This window comes from Amycolatopsis sp. MEPSY49, from assembly GCF_051337345.1.
Taxonomy (GTDB): Bacteria; Actinomycetota; Actinomycetes; order Mycobacteriales; family Pseudonocardiaceae; genus Amycolatopsis.
In genome coordinates, this window is record NZ_JBDLYJ010000004.1 from 8,302 (window position 1) to 24,588 (window position 16,287).

Here is a 16,287-nt window from a genome sequence, read left to right on the forward strand (position 1 = left end):
GAAGCCCGGGCGCCCCGCCGAGGTCAGCCGGCCGACATCCGTTCCCGCAGGCTGCGGGGACGCATGTCGGTCCACACCTCGTCCACGTGGTCCATGCACTCCTGCCGGGTCCCGCGCGTGCCGTCGGGCCGCCAGCCGGCCGGGACCTCCTTGTCCGCCGGCCAGAGGGAGTACTGGCCCTCGTCGTTGACCAGGACCTGGCAGGTGGTGTTCTCGTCCATCAGGACTCCTTGTTGTTGACGGTTTCGACATCGGACACGGACGGGAAGCCGCGCAGGGTCCGGCTGAACGTCGTCAGCACGGTGACCGCCGCGATCGCCCCCGCGCAGGTGAGCACGGCGGCCGGGTCGGGGAGCAGGTCGACGAGCCAGCCGCCGAGCGCCGGGCCGAGCGCCGCGGCCAGCCCGCCCGTCACGCCCATCACGCCGCCGAGGCGGCCGCGCAGCTCGTCGGGCGTGAAGAGCAGCTGGTAGGTGTTGATGGTCGTGTTCGCCGCCGGGGCCAGGAACGCCATCGCCGCGAACAGCAGGCCCATCAGGTAGCCGTCGTGGACGAACACCGCCAGCGGCGTCAGCAGCGTCAGCCCCCAGAACACGCCGATGATCAGCGCGTACGGGCTGAGTTTGCGGTGCAGGTACGGCGCGGCGAGCGCCCCGGCGATGCCGCCGCCGCCGAGCATCGCGGCCATCACGCCGATCTCGCCGGGCGGTACGCCGCGCTCGTTCGCCAGCACGATGATCACCAGGTAGTACGCCGCGAAGAACAGGTTGAGGACGATCGCGCACACCGCCGTGACGCGCACGCGCGGCTGGTGCCACACCCAGCGCAGCCCCTTGACGATCTCCCGGCCCAGGTGCGCGGGCGGGCGCTCTTCCGCCGGCTCCGGGCGCGCGGGCAGGCGGACGAACACCAGCGACACGAACGCGACCACGTGCGCGACGACGTCGAAGACGAACGGCACGAGCCGGCCCAGCGCGAACAGGAACCCGCCGAGCGCCGTGCCCGACAGCTGGCCGGCGCTCGTGCGCGCCGCGTTCAGCGCCACCGCCGACGGGACCTGCCCGGTGCTCACCAGGTGCGGCAGGCTGGCTTCCTCGGCGGGCTCGAACAACGCCCGGCACAGCCCCATCACGACGGCGACGACGACGAGCTGCGCCACCCCGGCCACGCCCCACCACAGCGCGAGCACGAGGCTCGCCGCCCCGAGCGCCTGCACGGCCTCGCAGCCGAGCATGATCCGCTTGCGCGACCAGCGGTCCACCAGGGCGCCGGCCGGCAGCCCGGCGACCAGCTGCGCGATCGCGATCGCGCCGAGCACCAGCCCGGACTGCGCGGCCGAGCCCGTGATCGCCAGCACCAGGAGGGGAAACGCGATCGTCGTGGTGCTGAACCCGGCCTCGGACACGACCTGGCCGGTCCACAGCAGCCGGTAGTCCCGGTTGCGGGACAGCTTCACCTCGCTCGGCGCGCTCACGCTTCCTCCCCCCGGCAGTCGGCGGCGATGCGCCGCAAGGCTTCCGCGAAACCGGCGGCGACGGCCTCGACCGTCGCGCGGTCGTGCCGGTCCGGCCGGAAGAACCAGGTGAACTCCAGCCGGCCCGCCCGCACGCCGCCGACCACCTCGAGCAGGTGCGCGGGGACGTTCGCCGGGTCCTGCTCGCGGCCGATCGGCGGGTGCGACGCGCGGAAGAGGCCGTCGCCGCCGCCCGTGCCGTCGCCCTGGCCGAGGTAGTTGAACGCCAGCTGCGGGGTGTTCGCGCCGAGCTCCGGGAACCGGTAGGAGCGCAGGACGCCGTGGCCGAACCCGTTGCCCGGCACCGCCCGCAGCTGCCGCCGCACGGACTTGACCAGCGCGCGCCAGTCGGCGTCCGGGTCGATCGTCAGCCCGACCGGGAACAGCGTGGTGAACCAGCCGACCGTCCGGGACAGGTCCACGCCGTCGAAGACCTCCTCGCGGCCGTGGCCCTCCAGGTCGATCGCGACCGAGTCCTGCCCGGTCCACCGGCGGACGGCCCACGCGAGCGCGCTGAGCAGCACGTCGTTGATCCTCGTCCGGTACGCCCCGGGCGCCAGGTGCAACAGGGCGTCGGTGTCGCGCTCGCCGACCTCGAGCGGCACGGACTCGACCGCGGCCGGCCCGTCGCCGGTGTGGTCGAGCGGGAGCGCACAGCCCGGCAGGTCGCGCGCCCAGAACGCGCGCTGGTCGTCCAGGCCGCCGCCTTCGGCGAACTCGCGCAACCGCCGCGCCCAGTCACGGAACGACGTCGTCTTCGGACCGAGGTCCGCCTTCTCCCCCGCCTGGATCTGCCCGTAGGCGCGTTCGACGTCCTCCACGAGGATGCTCCACGACACCGCGTCGACGACCAGGTGGTGCGCCGCGAGGAAGAGCCGGTCCGGCTCGAACAGCACCGCCCGCAGCTGCGGTGGCCGCGCGAGGTCGAAGCTCGCGTGCACTTCGTCGGCGACGGCTTCGAGGTCCGAAGTGGACACTGTCCGCAGGGGGACCGCCGCTTCGGGCGCGTCGTTGTGCTGCCGCCACTGCCCGCCGTCCCGGGTGAACCGCAGGCGCAGGGCGTCGTGGTGGGCGACGACGGCGTCAAGCGCCTGCTGCAACGCCTCCTCGTTCGGCGGCCCGGCCAGTTCGAGCAGGACAGATTGGGTGAAGTGGGCCGGGTTCGCCGGCTCCGCGTCGAGGAACCACCGCTGGATCGGCGTGAGCGGCACGTCGCCGACGACGGCTTCGTGCTGCGCCCGTTCGTCGTCGGCCGCGGTGACCACGGTCGCCAGCGACGCGACGGTCTGGTGGGCGAACAGGTCCTTCGAGCGCATCCGCAGTCCCGCCAGCCGCGCGCGGTGCACGATCTGGATGCTGAGGATCGAATCCCCGCCCAGCTCGAAGAAGTTGTCCCGCGCACCGACCCGCTCGCGGCCCAGCACCTCGGCCCAGATCGCCGCCAGCGCCGTCTCGACCGGACCGTCCGGTTCGACGTACCGGTGCTCTTCCGCGTCGGCGTCCGGCAGCGCGGCCCGGTCCAGCTTCCCGTTGCGGGTCACCGGCAAGGCGTCCAGCGCGACGATCGCCGAGGGCAGCATGTACTCCGGCAACGACCGCCCGAGGAACTCGCGCAGGTCCGGTTCGGCGTCCGGCACGACGTAGGCGATCAGCCGTCCGTCCCGCGCGAGCACGGCCGCGTCGGTGACCGCGGGGTGCGCCCGCAGCGCGGCCTCGATCTCGCCGGGTTCGATGCGGTGGCCGCGGATCTTGACCTGCTCGTCGGCGCGGCCGTGGTAGACCAGTTCGCCGTCCGGCCGCCGGGTCACCCGGTCGCCGGAGCGGTACATCCGCTCCCCCGGCGGCCCGAACGGGCAGGCGACGAACCGCGACGCCGTGAGCCCCGGCCGGTCGAGGTAGCCGCGGGCGAGCCCATCGCCGGCGATGTACAGCTCGCCGGGGATGCCCGGCGGCACCGGGTTCAGCCCAGCGTCGAGCACGTAGAGCCGGGTGTTGCGGATCGGGTGGCCGATGGGAACCGGGCCGGCGGGGACGGCGTCCCCGGGTTCGACGCGGTACTCCATGCAGCCGACCGTCGTTTCGGTCGGTCCGTACTCGTTGATCACGGTCGCGGCCGGGTGCGCCTGCCGCCACCGGTCGAGCACGTCGCCGAGCAGCTGCTCGCCGCCGACGACGAGGTCCCGCGGGTCGCCCACCAGGACGGGCAGGTGGCTGGGCGTCGCCTTGAGGAACGTGCACGGCACGGGCTCGGCCTCCAGCACGTCGGCGACCCGGATGCGGCCGCCGGCCAGGAGCGGGCCGAACAGCGTCGTGACGGTGAGGTCGAACGACACCGAGGAGTGCAGCACGGCGGTGCCGCCGAGGCCCGGGTACGCGGCCACGGCCCAGCGCAGGTAGTTCGCCGCCGCGCGGTGGCTCACGACCACGCCCTTGGGCCGGCCGGTCGAGCCGGACGTGTAGATGACGTAGGCCGGGTGCTCCGGGTCGAGGGCGACTTCCGGGGCGTGATCCGGGAAACCGGCCGCGTCGACGTCCTCGACCACGCAGACCGGACGCGCGTCTTCGAGCATGTAGGCGATCCGGTCGGCCGGGTAGCCCGGGTCGATCGGGACGTACGCCGCCCCCGTCTTGAGCACCGCCAGCAGCGCCACCAGCAGGTCCGCGGACCGCGGCAGCAGCACCCCGACCCGCGTCTCCGGGCCGGCCCCGGCGGCGATCAGCTTGTGCGCCAGCCGGTTGGCTCGGACGTCCAGTTCGCGGTGGCTGAGGGAGACTCGGTCGTCGGACACGGCGACGTCGTCGGAGTCGTGGCGCAGCAAGGCGGGCAGGGCGACATCCGGCAGCGGGTCGGGCGGGGCCGTGGCCAGCACGTCCTCGCGCTCGCCCGGCAGGAACAGCGAAAGGTCGCCGACGGGCCGGTCCGGGTCCGTCGCGGCTTCGGTCAGCAGGACCCGCAGCCGTGCGGCCACCCGCTCGATCGCGGCCGTGTCGAACAGGCCGGTGCTGTAGTTGATCGCGCCGCGCAGCGCGCCGTCGTGCTCCTCGAACTGCGCGAGCAGGTCGAAGGTCGCGGTCGTCATCGGCAGCGCGACCTCCTCGGCGGAGAGGGTGCCGCCGCCGGTCTCGTCACCGGTGTTCTGCAGCGCCACCATCACCTGGAACAGCGGGGTCCGGCTCGAGTCGCGGACCGGCTGCACCGCGTCCACCACCCGCTCGAACGGCACGTCCTGGTGGGCGAAGGCGTCGAGGACCGTGGTACGCACCTCGGCCAGGAACTCGCGGAACGGCCGTCTTCCGTCCACAGTGGACCGCAGGACCAGGGTGTTGACGAAGAAGCCGATCAGCCGCTCCAGCTCGGGTCGGTCCCGGCCGGCGGTGACCGTGCCGACCGCGACGTCCTCCTGCCCCGCCCACCGGGCGAGCAGCACCTGGCAGGCGGCGACCAGGGTCATGAACAGCGTGCCGTCGCCTTCGCCCGCCAGCTCCTTGAGCCGCGCGGTGACCTCGGCCGGCACGGTGAACTCGACCCAGCCGCCCTCGGTGGTGCGCACGGGCGGGCGCGGGCGGTCGGTCGGCAGTTCGAGCGGCGCCACGCCGTCGAGGCGCTCGCGCCAGTGGCCGAGCTGCTCGGCGAGCACCGGCCCGTCGAGGGATTCCCGTTGCCAGACGGCGAAATCGGCGTACTGCACGGGTAGTTCGGGCAGGTCCGGTTCCGCGTCCTGAGTGAACGCGGTGTAGCAGGCGTCGAGCTCCGACGTCAGCACGCCGGAGGACCAGCCGTCGGTGACGATGTGGTGCAGCACCAGCAGCAGCACGTGCTCGTCGGGCGCCTGCCGGAACAGGCGCGCCCGCAGCAGCGGCCCGGTGCGCAGGTCGAACGGCTCCCGCAGCTCGCGTTCGAGGGCCGCTTCGGTGAAGTCCTCGACCGGCAGCTCGACGTCGTGCGGTTCGTGCACGAGCTGCACGCCCCGGCCGTCGACGGTGGCGAACGTCGTCCGCAGCGACTCGTGCCGCGCGACGACGGCGTTCAGCGCCCGGCGCAACGCGGGCACGTCCAGCTCGCCGCGCAGCCGCAGCGCCGTCGGCGAGAGGTATTCGGTGCTGCCCGGTTCGAACTCGTCCAGGAACCAAAGGCGTTGCTGAGCGAAGGAAAGCGGCAGGGCACCGTCCCGCGGGACCGCCGGGATCGGCCGCGCGGTGGCCTGGACCGCGGGCAACCCGGCGGCGAACCGGCCGAGGGTGGGCGCGGTGAACAACGCGCGCGGCGAGACCTCAACGCCGAACTCCGCCCGGACGCGGGAGGTGATCCGCATGCTCGTGATCGAGTCGCCGCCGAGCTCGAAGAAGCTGTCGGTGAGCCCGACGCGCTCGACGCGCAGCACGTCGGCCCAGATTTCGGCGAGCCGGATCTCGGTCGTCGTTTTCGGGGCGACGTACTCGGCTTCGACGTCGCGCTCGGGGGCGGGCAGCGCGTGGCGGTCGATCTTCCCGTTGCGGTTCAACGGGATCGCGGGCAGGGCCACGAACGCCGACGGCACGAGGTAGTCCGGCAGGCGGCCGCGCAGCCAGGTCCGCAGGTCGCGCGTTTCGCCGACGACGTAGGCGACGAGCCGGCCGTCGCGGGCCACCACCGTCGTGTCGGTGACCGCCGGGTGCTGCCGGAGCGCGGCCTCGATCTCGCCCGGTTCGACGCGGAAGCCGCGGATCTTGACCTGGTCGTCGACGCGGCCGAGGTAGTCCAGCCGCCCGTCGGCGGCCCGGCGCACGCGGTCGCCGGTCCGGTACATCCGGGTGCCCGGCGGCCCGAAGGGGTCGGCGACGAACCGGTCGGCGGTCAGGCCCGGCCGGTTCAGGTAGCCGCGGGCCAGCTGGGGTCCGGCGAGGAACAGCTCCCCCGCCACGCCGTCGGGCACCGGGTGGCCGGCGGTGTCCAGCACGTAGCCGGCGAGGTTGGCCAGGGGCCGCCCGATCGACGGCCGGCCACCGGTGACGGGGGCGTGCGTGGCGTCGACGGTCACCTCGGTCGGGCCGTAGTAGTTGTGGGCGACGACGCCGGACCCGGCCAGCTCGCGCCAGAGGGCCTCGCCGGTCGCTTCGCCGCCGACGAGCACGGTGGCCGGGCGGTGTTCGCCGGTGAGAAGGCCGGCGCCGAGGAGCTGCTGCAGGTAGGTGGGGGTGAGATCGAGCAGGTCGATCCGGTGGTCGCGGACGTACCGCACGGCGGCGTGCGGGTCGAGCCGGGTGTCGTCGTCGAGGACGTGCAGCTCGTGGCCTTCGATCAGGGCGAGCAGCGGTTCCCAGGAGGTGTCGAAGGAGAACGACGCGGTGAGCGCGGCCCGGGTCCGCGGTCCGCCGAGGAAGACGCCGCGGTGGTTGGCGAGCATGTTCGTCAGTCCGCGGTGCTCGACAAGGACGCCCTTCGGGCGGCCGGTGGAGCCGGAGGTGTAGAGGACGTAGGCGGTGTTCGCGGGGCTGGGCCGGGCGGCGACGGCCGCAGACGGCGCCGGACTGGTGGCCGCGGCGGCAACGAGCCTTGACCCGGCGGCCGCTCCTGGTGCCGGCCGCGCGCCGCCGGCGGCCGCATCCGATGCGGCCGGCAGGTCGGTGCCATCCAGCACCACCACCGGGCGCGCGTCCTCGACCAGCAGCCGCACCCGGTCTTCGGGCAGACCGGGATCGATCGGCAAGTAAGCCGCCCCGGCCTTGAACGCCGCCAGGATCGCGATGACCGCCTCCGCCGAGCGTGGCAGCCGGATCGCCACCACTCGCTCGGGCCCGGCCCCCGCCGCACGCAACCGGTGGGCCAGCTCGGCCGCGCGCGCGTCGAGTTCGGCGAACGTCAGCCGGGTGTCGCGGAAGACCAGCGCCGTCTCGTGCGGGGTCCGCGCGGCCGTCGCTTCGAAGGCGTCCAGGACCGTGCCCGCCGGGACATCGAGCGCGGCACCCATCCCGGCTTGAACCAGGGAAAGCCGTTCTTCGGGCGTCGCCAGGGACAGCTCCCCCACCCGCCGATCCGGCTCGGCGGCGATGGCGCGGACCAGCTGGGCGAGCTGCCCGGCCAGCCGCCGGACCGTCGGCTCGTCGAACAACCGCGGGTCGTAGGACAGCTCGAGGCCGAGCCGGTCGTGCAGGAAAGCCGTCAGGTTGAGCGGGTAACTCGTGGTGTCGAGCGAGCTGACGTCCAGCACGCGCACGCCGTCCTGCCCGCTGTCCTCGATCGGGTAGTTCTCGAACACCACCACGCTGTCGAACAGTGCCGTGCCCGCCGGGACGGCCGTGAACGCCTGCAGCCGCGACAGCGCGAGAAAGTCGTAGCGCCGCGCTTCGGCCTGCGCGCCCTGGATCCCCCGCAGCCACTCGGCCACCGGGAGTCCATTGTGGACGGAAACCCGGGTCGGCACGGTGTTGATGAACATGCCGATCATCGCCTCGACGCCGGGCAGTTCGGCCGGCCGGCCGGACACCGTGGTGCCGAACAGGACGTCGGCTTCGCCGCTGTGCCGGGCCAGCAGCAGCGCCCACGCGCCCTGGACGACCGAGTTCACCGTCAGCGCGGCCGCCTTCGCCACCTCGCGCAGCCGAGCCGACTCGTCGGCGGACAGCTCGACGAGCACCTCCGCGGCCGACTCGGCGCGGTGGGCCTCCTGAGGACGGCGGTCGTACGGCAACGGCGTCGGGGCCGCGAAGCCGCCGAGCACCGCGCGCCAGTGGCGTTCGGCTTCGGCGTGGTCCTGCGCCGCCAGCCACGCCAGGTAGTCGCGGAACGGGCGCCGCGGGGCCAGCGAGGCGGTCCGGCCGCCGGCGATCGCCGCGTACTGCTCGGCCACCTCGCCGAACACCTGAGCCGTGCTCCAGCCGTCGAGCAGGACGTGGTGCGACGTCCAGACCAGCTGGACCTCGTCGTCGGCGACGCGCGCGATTTCCAGGCGCATCAACGGCGGTGCCGTCAGCTCCATCCCCGCGGCCTGGTCGGCTTGGAGCAGCGAGACCAGGGCCGTCTCCTGCTCGGTCTCGGCCAGGCCGCGCCAGTCGTGCTGCCCGACCGGGACGCGGACGTGCCGGTGGACGCGCTGGAGCGGCTCGTCGACGCCGTCCCAGACCATGCTGCTGCGCAGGATCGGCGTCCGGTCCACCACGCGCTGCCACGCCTCGGCGAGCGCGCGCGGGTCGCGGACGCCGGCCAGCCGCAGCCGGAACTGGTCGAAGTACGCGCTCGAATCGCGGTCGACCAGGCTGTGGAACACCATCCCGGCCTGCAACGGGGTGAGCGGGTAGATGTCCTCGACGTCGCGGCCGTCGCCGGCGAGCCGGTCGACGGTGTCCTGGTCGAGCCGCGCCAGCGGGAAGTCCGACGGAGTGCGGCCACCGGCTTCGGCACAGTGGTCCACCACCTCGGCCAACGCCGAGACCAGCTCCGAAGCGAGCGCGCGGACAGTGGATTCGTCGTGCACCTCTTCGGAGTACTCCCAGGTGAAGTGCAGCTCGCCCGCTTCGACCACGCCGACGACGTCGAGCAGGTACGGCCGGGTGCCCTCCGGGTCGCTGTCGTGCCCGAGGGGCTCGCCGCGGCCGGAGTACCAGCCGTCCCCGTCGACGTCCCAGCGGCCGTGGTAGTTGAAGGAGATCCGCGGGGCGGGGTCGTCGCGAAGCGCGGCACCGGGCGCGTCCGGCGGGCTCAGGTAACGCAGGGCTTCGTAGCCGGCACCCTTGTCCGGCACGGCACGCAACTGCTCCTTGACCGCCTTGAGAACGTCACCCCAGTCCCCGGCGGGCTCCGTCAGAACCACCGGGTACTGGGCGGTGAACCAGCCGATCGTCCGGGACAGGTCCAGCGGGGCCGCGATTTCCTCGCGGCCGTGGCCTTCCATCGCGACGACGACGCGCGGACGGCCCGTCCAGCGGGCGAGCACCCGGCCGAGGGCGCTGAGCAGCACGTCGTTGACTTCGGTGCGGTACGCGGCCGGCACGTCCTGCAGGAGCGCGGCGGTCTCGGCCCGGCCAAGTGACACCGAGACCGCGCGCGCCGACTTCGCGCGGTTGCGGCCGGAGCGGTCGACCGGGAGGTCCGTCCGCGCACCGCGAAGGGCAGTTTCCCAATACGCGGTGTGCTTGTCGAGGTGTCCCATTTTCACGTGCTCGGCCAGCGACCGGGCCCAGTGCGTGAACGAGCTGCCCACCGGTTCCAGTGCTTCGCCGTGGTAGGCGCGGTCGAGGTCGCCGAGCAGGACGCGCCAGGAGACGCCGTCCATGACGAGGTGGTGGGCGGTGAGGAACAGCTGGGGCGCGCGGTCGGCGAAGGTGAACAGCACGACCCGCCAGACCGGGCCGTCCGCGATGTCCAGTGATGTCTGCGCGCGGACGGCTTCGGCGTGCATCGCGGCGACGACGTCGTCCACTTCGGACAGGTCGACGTGCCGGAGGACGTCGGCGGCCTCCGCGGCGGCGGGTTCCTGCCGCCAGACACCGTCCACCCGGGAGAACCGCATGCGCAGGGCGTCGTGCCGGTCGGTCACCGCGGCGACCGCGCGGACGAGTCGCGCTCTGTCCACAGCGGACAGCACGACGTGGACGGACATGGTCAGCCGCCACGGCTCGTCGAGGTGCTCGAACAGCCACGACTGGATCGGGCCGAGCGGCGCGGGCCCGGCCTCTTCGACGACCACGGGTGCCGCACTCGGGGTGGCGACCCGGGCCAGCTCGGCGACGGTCTGGTGCTGGAACAGGTCTTTCGACGAGATCCCCAGCCCCGCCTGGCGGGCGCGAGCGACGACCTGGATGCTGAGGATCGAGTCGCCGCCGAGGCCGAAGAAGTTGTCCTCGACGCCGACCCGGTCGACGCCGAGCACCGCCGACCAGATGTCGGCCAGCACCGCTTCTTCGGGTGTGCGCGGGGCGACGTAACGGGTTTCGGTCCGCGCGCCGGGTTCGGGCAGCGCCTTGTGGTCGAGCTTGCCGTTGGCGTTGAGCGGCAGTTCGGGCAGGGCGACGAACACCGCGGGAACCATGTGCGCGGGCAGGGAGCGGCCGAGGAACTCGCGCAGCGCGGTGGTCCCGGGCACGGTCCCGGTCAGGTAGGCGACGAGCCGGCGCGCGTCCCCGGCGCCGTGGGCGACGACGGCGGCACCGGTCACGTCCGGGTGCGCGGTCAGCGCCGCCTCGACCTCGCCCAGTTCGATGCGGAAGCCGCGGATCTTGACCTGGTGGTCGGCGCGGCCGCGGTAGGCCAGTTCGCCCCCGGAAGTCCAGCACAGCAGGTCGCCGGTGCGGTACATCCGGGTGCCGGGCGCCCCGAAGGGGTCGGCGACGAACCGGGAAGCCGTCAGGCCCGGCCGGTTGAGGTAACCGCGGGCGAGTCCGGCACCGGCGACGTACAGCTCGCCGGTGACGCCGGGCGGGACCGGCGCGAGGTCCGCGTCCAGGACGTAGGCGCGCAGGTCCGGGATCGGCACGCCGACGGTAGCGCGGTCGTCGTCGAGGACGCGGTGGGTGACGTGCACGGTGGTCTCGGTGATGCCGTACATGTCGACCAGCCGCGGGCCGTCCGGGTGCCGCCGGCGCCAGTCCGCCAGCCGCACCGGATCCAGTGCCTCGCCGCCGAAGACGACGTACCGCAGGCTCAGCGGCGGCGACGGCAACGTACCGAGCCGGTAGAACGCCGACGGCGTCTGGTTCAGCACGGTCACGCGCTGCTCGGCCAGCAGGGTCAGGAAGTCCTCGGGAGCGCGGACGACGTCGGCCGGGACGACGACGAGCCGGCCGCCGTGCAGCAGCGCGCCCCACAGTTCCCACACCGAGAAGTCGAAGGCGTAGGAGTGGAAGAGCGTCCACACGTCCTGGTCGTCGAAGCCGAACCAGTGCGCGGTCGAGGAGAAGAGCCGCGTGACGTTGGCGTGCGGGACCAGCACGCCCTTCGGCACGCCGGTCGAGCCGGAGGTGTAGATGACGTACGCGGTGTTCTCCGGGTCCACCCGCGCCCCCGGGTCGGTGTCCGGCCAGTTCTCGGCATGCACGTCGTCGACGACGCAGACCGGCCGGGCGTCGGCGAGCGTCGCCTCGATGCGCGCGGCCGGGTAGTCCGGGTCGATCGGCAGGTAGCCGGCGCCGGACTTGAGCACGCCCAGGACCCCGACGACCAGGTCGGCCGAGCGCGGCAGCCGCAGCGCGACCAGGCGCTCCGGCCCGGCGCCCTCGGCGATCAGCCGGTGGGCCAGGCGGTTCGCCCGCCGGTCCAGTTCGCGGTAGGTCAGCTCGGCGCCCTCGTGCGTCACGGCGACGGCGTCCGGCGTGCGCGCGGCCTGCGCGGCGAACAGCTCGGGCAGCGTCGGCTGCGGCTCGGGCTCGCCCGCCGGATTCCAGTGGCGCAGGACCAGTTCGCGCTCGGCGCCGGTCATCCACGGCAGTTCGCCCAGGGGGCGCGACGGTGCCGCCGCGATGCCCTCCAGGAGGGTGCGCAGCCAGCCGGTGAGCCGCTCGATCGTGGCCGGGTCGAACAGATCGGTGTTGTAGTTGACGAGCGCGTCGAGCCGGCCGGCCGTCTCCTGGAAGTGCACCATCAGGTCGAAGCCGGCGGTGACGACCGGCGGGGCCAGCTCTTCGACGTCGAGGCCGGGCAGGGCGGGCCGGGCGTCCGGGGTGTTGTGCAGCACGACCATCACCTGGCACAGCGGCGTGCGGCCGGTGTCGCGCTCGGGCTGCAGGTCGTCGACGACGCGGTCGAACGGGACGTCCTGGTGGGCGAAGGCGTCCAGCACGGTGTCGCGCACGTCGCCGAGGAAGGCGTCGAACCCCCGATCGAGGTCCACAGTGGACCGCAGGACGAGGGTGTTGACGAAGAAGCCGATGAGGCCTTCCAGTTCGGTGCGCTCGCGGCCGGTGACGACGGTGCCGACGGCGACGTCGTCCTGCCCCGACCAGCGGGCGAACAGCAGCTGGCAGGCGGCGAGCAGCGTCATGAACAGCGTGCCGCCGTGCTGCCGGGACAGTTCCTTGAGCCGCGCGGTGGTGCCGGCCGGGACGCTGAATTCGTGCAGGGCGCCGTTCTTGGTGCGGACGGCCGGGCGCGGCCGGTCGGTGGGCAGGTCCAGCACCGGGACGCCGTCGAGGCGGTGCCGCCAGTAGCTGAGCTGCTCGTCGAATTCCGTGCGATCCCGTTGCCAGACCGCGTAATCGGCGTACTGCAGCGGCAACGGCGGCAGCGCCGGGTCCTCGCCGCGGGTGAACGCGGCGTAGAGCGTGGCCAGCTCGCTCAGGAGCACGCCCGAGGACCAGCCGTCGGTGACGATGTGGTGCAGCACCAGCGTGAGCACGTGGTCGCCGGGCGCGATCCGGGTCAGCGCCGTGCGCAGCAGCGGGCCGGTGCGCAGGTCGACCGGGCCGGTCGCGCAGTTCAGCGCGGTGGCGAGGTCGGCGTCCGCCACCGGGACGTCGACCGCGTACGGCGGGTGGATGATCTGGACGCCGCGGCCGTCGACGGTCGCGAACGTCGTGCGCAGCGATTCGTGCCGGGCGACCAGCGCGGTGAGCGCCTGGTTCAGTGCCGCAGTGTCCAGCTCGCCGCGCAGGCGCAGCACGGTCGGCGAGACGTACTCGGTGCTGCCCGGCTCGAACTCGTCGAGGAACCACAGCCGTTGCTGGGCGAAGGAAAGCGGCGCTTCAAGGGGCCCGCCGTCGCGTGGCAGGAGCGGGATCGCCGCCTGCGGGGCGGCCGCGTCGGGCAGCCGCGCGGCGAGCTGCGCCGGGGTGGGCGCGGTGAAGACGAGCCGGGCCGGGACGTCGGCGCCGAGTTCGTCCCGGAGCCGGGAGACGACCCGGATGCCGAGCAGCGAGTCGCCGCCGAGGTCGAAGAAGTCGTCGTCGACGCCGACGCGGTCAGCACCGAGCACCTCGGCCCAGACCCGGGTGACCAGCCGTTCGCGGTCGTCCCGCGGAGCGACGTACTCGGTGGCCGCGGCCAGTTCCGGCTCCGGCAGCGCCCGGCGATCGAGCTTGCCGTGCCGGGTCAGCGGCAGCCGGTCGAGGCGCACGAAGGCCGACGGCACCAGGTGCGCGGGCAGGGTGCGAGACAGTTCGGCTTTCAAGCCGGCGGCGTCGCCCACGACGTAGGCGACCAGCCGGCCGCCGCGCACGTCCACCGCCGCGTCGGTCACGAACGGCCGCAGCGCCGCCTCGACCTCGCCCGGTTCGATCCGGAACCCGCGCACCTTGACCTGGTCGTCGATCCGGCCCAGGTGCTCGAGCTGCCCGTCCACCCAGCGGACGCGGTCACCGGTGCGGTACAGCCGCTCTCCCGGGCCACCGAAAGGGCTGGCGACGAACCGGTCCGCGGTCAGGCCCGGCCGGCCGAGGTAGCCGCGGGCCAGCTGCGCCCCGGCGAGGCAGAGTTCACCCGGCACACCGGGCGGGACGAGCCGCAGGTGCTCGTCGAGGACGTACGCACCGACGTTGCCGAGCGGGCGGCCGATCAGCGGACGGTCACCGGTCACCGGCGCACAAGTCGCGTCCACAGTGGACTCGGTCGGCCCGTAGTAGTTGTGCGCGGCCGTCTCCGAGGCAGCCAGCTCCTGCCACAGGTCGCGATCCACGGCTTCGCCGCCGACCATCAGGAACCGCGGGCGGTGCTCGCCGGTCAGGAGCCCGGCGGGCAGCAGCTGGCGCAGGTAGGACGGTGTCACGTCGAGGAAGTCGACGCGCGAGTCGCGGACGTACCGGGTGAGCGCGGCCGGGTCGAGCCGGGTTTCGTCGGTGATCAGGTGCAGTTCGTGGCCGTCGGCCAGCAGCAGCGGGCCTTCCCACGAGGTGTCGAACGACAGCGTCGCGGTGAGTGCCACCCGCATCGGCTCGCGCCCGAACACGGTCCGGTGGTTGGCGAGGAGGTTGACCAGGGCCGCGTGCTCCACGACGACGCCCTTGGGCATGCCGGTCGAGCCGGACGTGTGGATGACGTAGGCGGCGTCGGATGGGCGTGGCCCGGCCGGTCTCGACCTTCCGGTGGGCACGACGGTACCGTCCAGCACGACCGCCGGCCGCGTGTCGGCCAGCAGGACGCGGATGCGTTCCGCCGGCAGCCCGGGGTCGATGGACAGGTGCACCGCACCCGCCTTGAGCACGGCGAACAACGCGACGATCGCCTCGGCCGACCGGGGCAGCAGTACGGCTACGACGCGGTCCGGCCCGGCACCGCGCGCGGCCAGGTCGGCGGCGAGCGCGTCGGTGCGGGCGGCGAGTTCGGCGAAGCTGAGCCGGACGTCGCCGCAGACCAGCGCGATCGCGTCCGGCCGGGTCCGCGCCTGGTGGTCGAGGAGGTCGACGACGGTCGTCGCGGGGACGTCGAGCGCGCTGGTCCCCCACGCCAGCAGCGTGGCTTCTTCGGCTTCGGTCGTCAGCGGCAGGTCGGCGATCCGGCGCGCCGGGTCCGCGGCGACGCCACTCAGCAGCCGCAGCAGGTGGGTGAGCAGGCGGTCGATCGTCGCGGCCCCGAACAGCTCGGTGCTGTACTCGACGAGCCCGGCCAGCCGCCCGCCGGACTCCTCGAACTCGATCGAGAGGTCGAAGTTCGACGAGTCCCGGGCCACCTCGGCCGGTTCGGCGGTGAGGCCGGGGAACGACGGGCCGCCGCCGGAGTTGTGCAGCAGCACCATGACGTCGAACAGCGGGTGCCGGCCGGGGTCGCGGCCGGCGTGCACGGCGTCGACGAGTTCTTCGAACGGGACGTCGTCGTGGGCGAACGCGTCCAGGACCGTCTGCCGTGCGATGTCGAGGTGGTCCGCGAACGGCAGCGATACGTCCACTGTGGACCGCAGGACGACGGTGTTGACGAAGAACCCGACGACCCGTTCGAGTTCCGGCCGGTCGCGGCCCCGCACGACGGTGCCGAGCGCGATGTCGTCCTGCCCGGTGTAGCGCGCGAACAGCGCCTGGCACGCGGCGACGAGCACGGTGAACAACGTGGTCTCCGACGCGCGGGCCAGCTCGGCCAGCCGCCGGGCGACGTCGTCGGGGACGCTGAACTCGCGGACCGCGCCCGCAGTGCCGCGGGTGGCCGGGCGCGGGTGGTCGGCCGGCAGGTCCAGGGGCGTGATCCCGGCGAGCTGCTCCTTCCAGTGCTCGAGCCCGGCCGCGCGGGTCGGCCGGTCGTGCTGCCACCGCGCGAAGTCCGCGTACTGCAGGGGCTGCGGCGGTAGCTCGGCGTGCGAGCCGTCGCGGTAGAGCAGTCCGAGTTCTTCGGTGAGCACGCCCATCGAGGCGCCGTCGGTGGCGATGTGGTGCACGCAGACGAGCAGCACGTGCTCGGCCGGACCGAGGCGCGCCAGCAGAGCACGCAGCAGCGGCCCGCGGCCGAGGTCGAACGGCCGCACGTACTCCTCGCGCAACACGGCGTCGAGGTCGGCCGGTTCGACGTCGACGACGGGCAGCGGCACCTCGTACGGCGGCCCGATCACCTGCGCGCCTTCGCCGTCGACCTCGGTGAAGGTGGTGCGCAGCGGCTCGTGCCGGGCGATAAGCAGCCGCAGCGCGGTGGCCAGGGCGCCGGTGTCGAGTTCGCCGGTCAGGCGCAGGGCGAACGCGCTGTTGTACTCGGGGTCGCCGGGCCGCAGCCGGCTGAGGAACCAGAGCCGGCGCTGGGCGGACGACAGCGGGATCGGGCGGGAGCGGTCGGCGGCGGCCGGGATCTCCGGCGTGCGCGCCCCCGCTCCCGCCATCCGCCGGCGCAGCGCTTCCTGCAGGTGGGCGGGCAGCGCCGCGATGCGGTCCTGTCGGGACGTGGTCATGGAGCA

Annotated in this window: 3 protein-coding genes; all 3 read right to left on the minus strand. The window is 73.6% G+C overall.

Annotated elements, in window-relative coordinates; genetic code table 11:
* Positions 1-23: 23 nt before the first annotated feature.
* The 3 genes from ABFJ78_RS19655 to ABFJ78_RS19665 are packed head-to-tail and all read right to left on the minus strand — an operon-like array spanning position 24 to position 16,281.
* On the minus strand, positions 24-221 hold the full coding sequence (locus tag ABFJ78_RS19655) for an MbtH family protein (RefSeq protein ID WP_436387814.1): 198 nt from the start codon (positions 219-221) through the stop codon (positions 24-26).
* Positions 221-1,474: an MFS transporter gene (locus ABFJ78_RS19660; protein ID WP_436387815.1), complete on the minus strand. Its 1,254-nt coding sequence runs from the start codon at positions 1,472-1,474 to the stop codon at positions 221-223. Before ABFJ78_RS19660 ends, ABFJ78_RS19655 begins: the two co-directional genes overlap by 1 nt.
* Positions 1,471-16,281, minus strand: a complete 14,811-nt coding sequence (locus ABFJ78_RS19665) for a non-ribosomal peptide synthase/polyketide synthase (RefSeq protein ID WP_436387816.1) — start codon at positions 16,279-16,281, stop codon at positions 1,471-1,473. Before ABFJ78_RS19665 ends, ABFJ78_RS19660 begins: the two co-directional genes overlap by 4 nt.
* Positions 16,282-16,287 lie beyond the last annotated feature (6 nt).

What these genes read in the sequence shown, in the direction of transcription:
- ABFJ78_RS19655 (WP_436387814.1), bottom strand. Translation starts at nt 221, where the DNA reads ATGGACGAGAACACCACCTGCCAGGTCCTGGTCAACGACGAGGGCCAG.
- ABFJ78_RS19665 (WP_436387816.1), bottom strand. Translation starts at nt 16,281, where the DNA reads ATGACCACGTCCCGACAGGACCGCATCGCGGCGCTGCCCGCCCACCTG.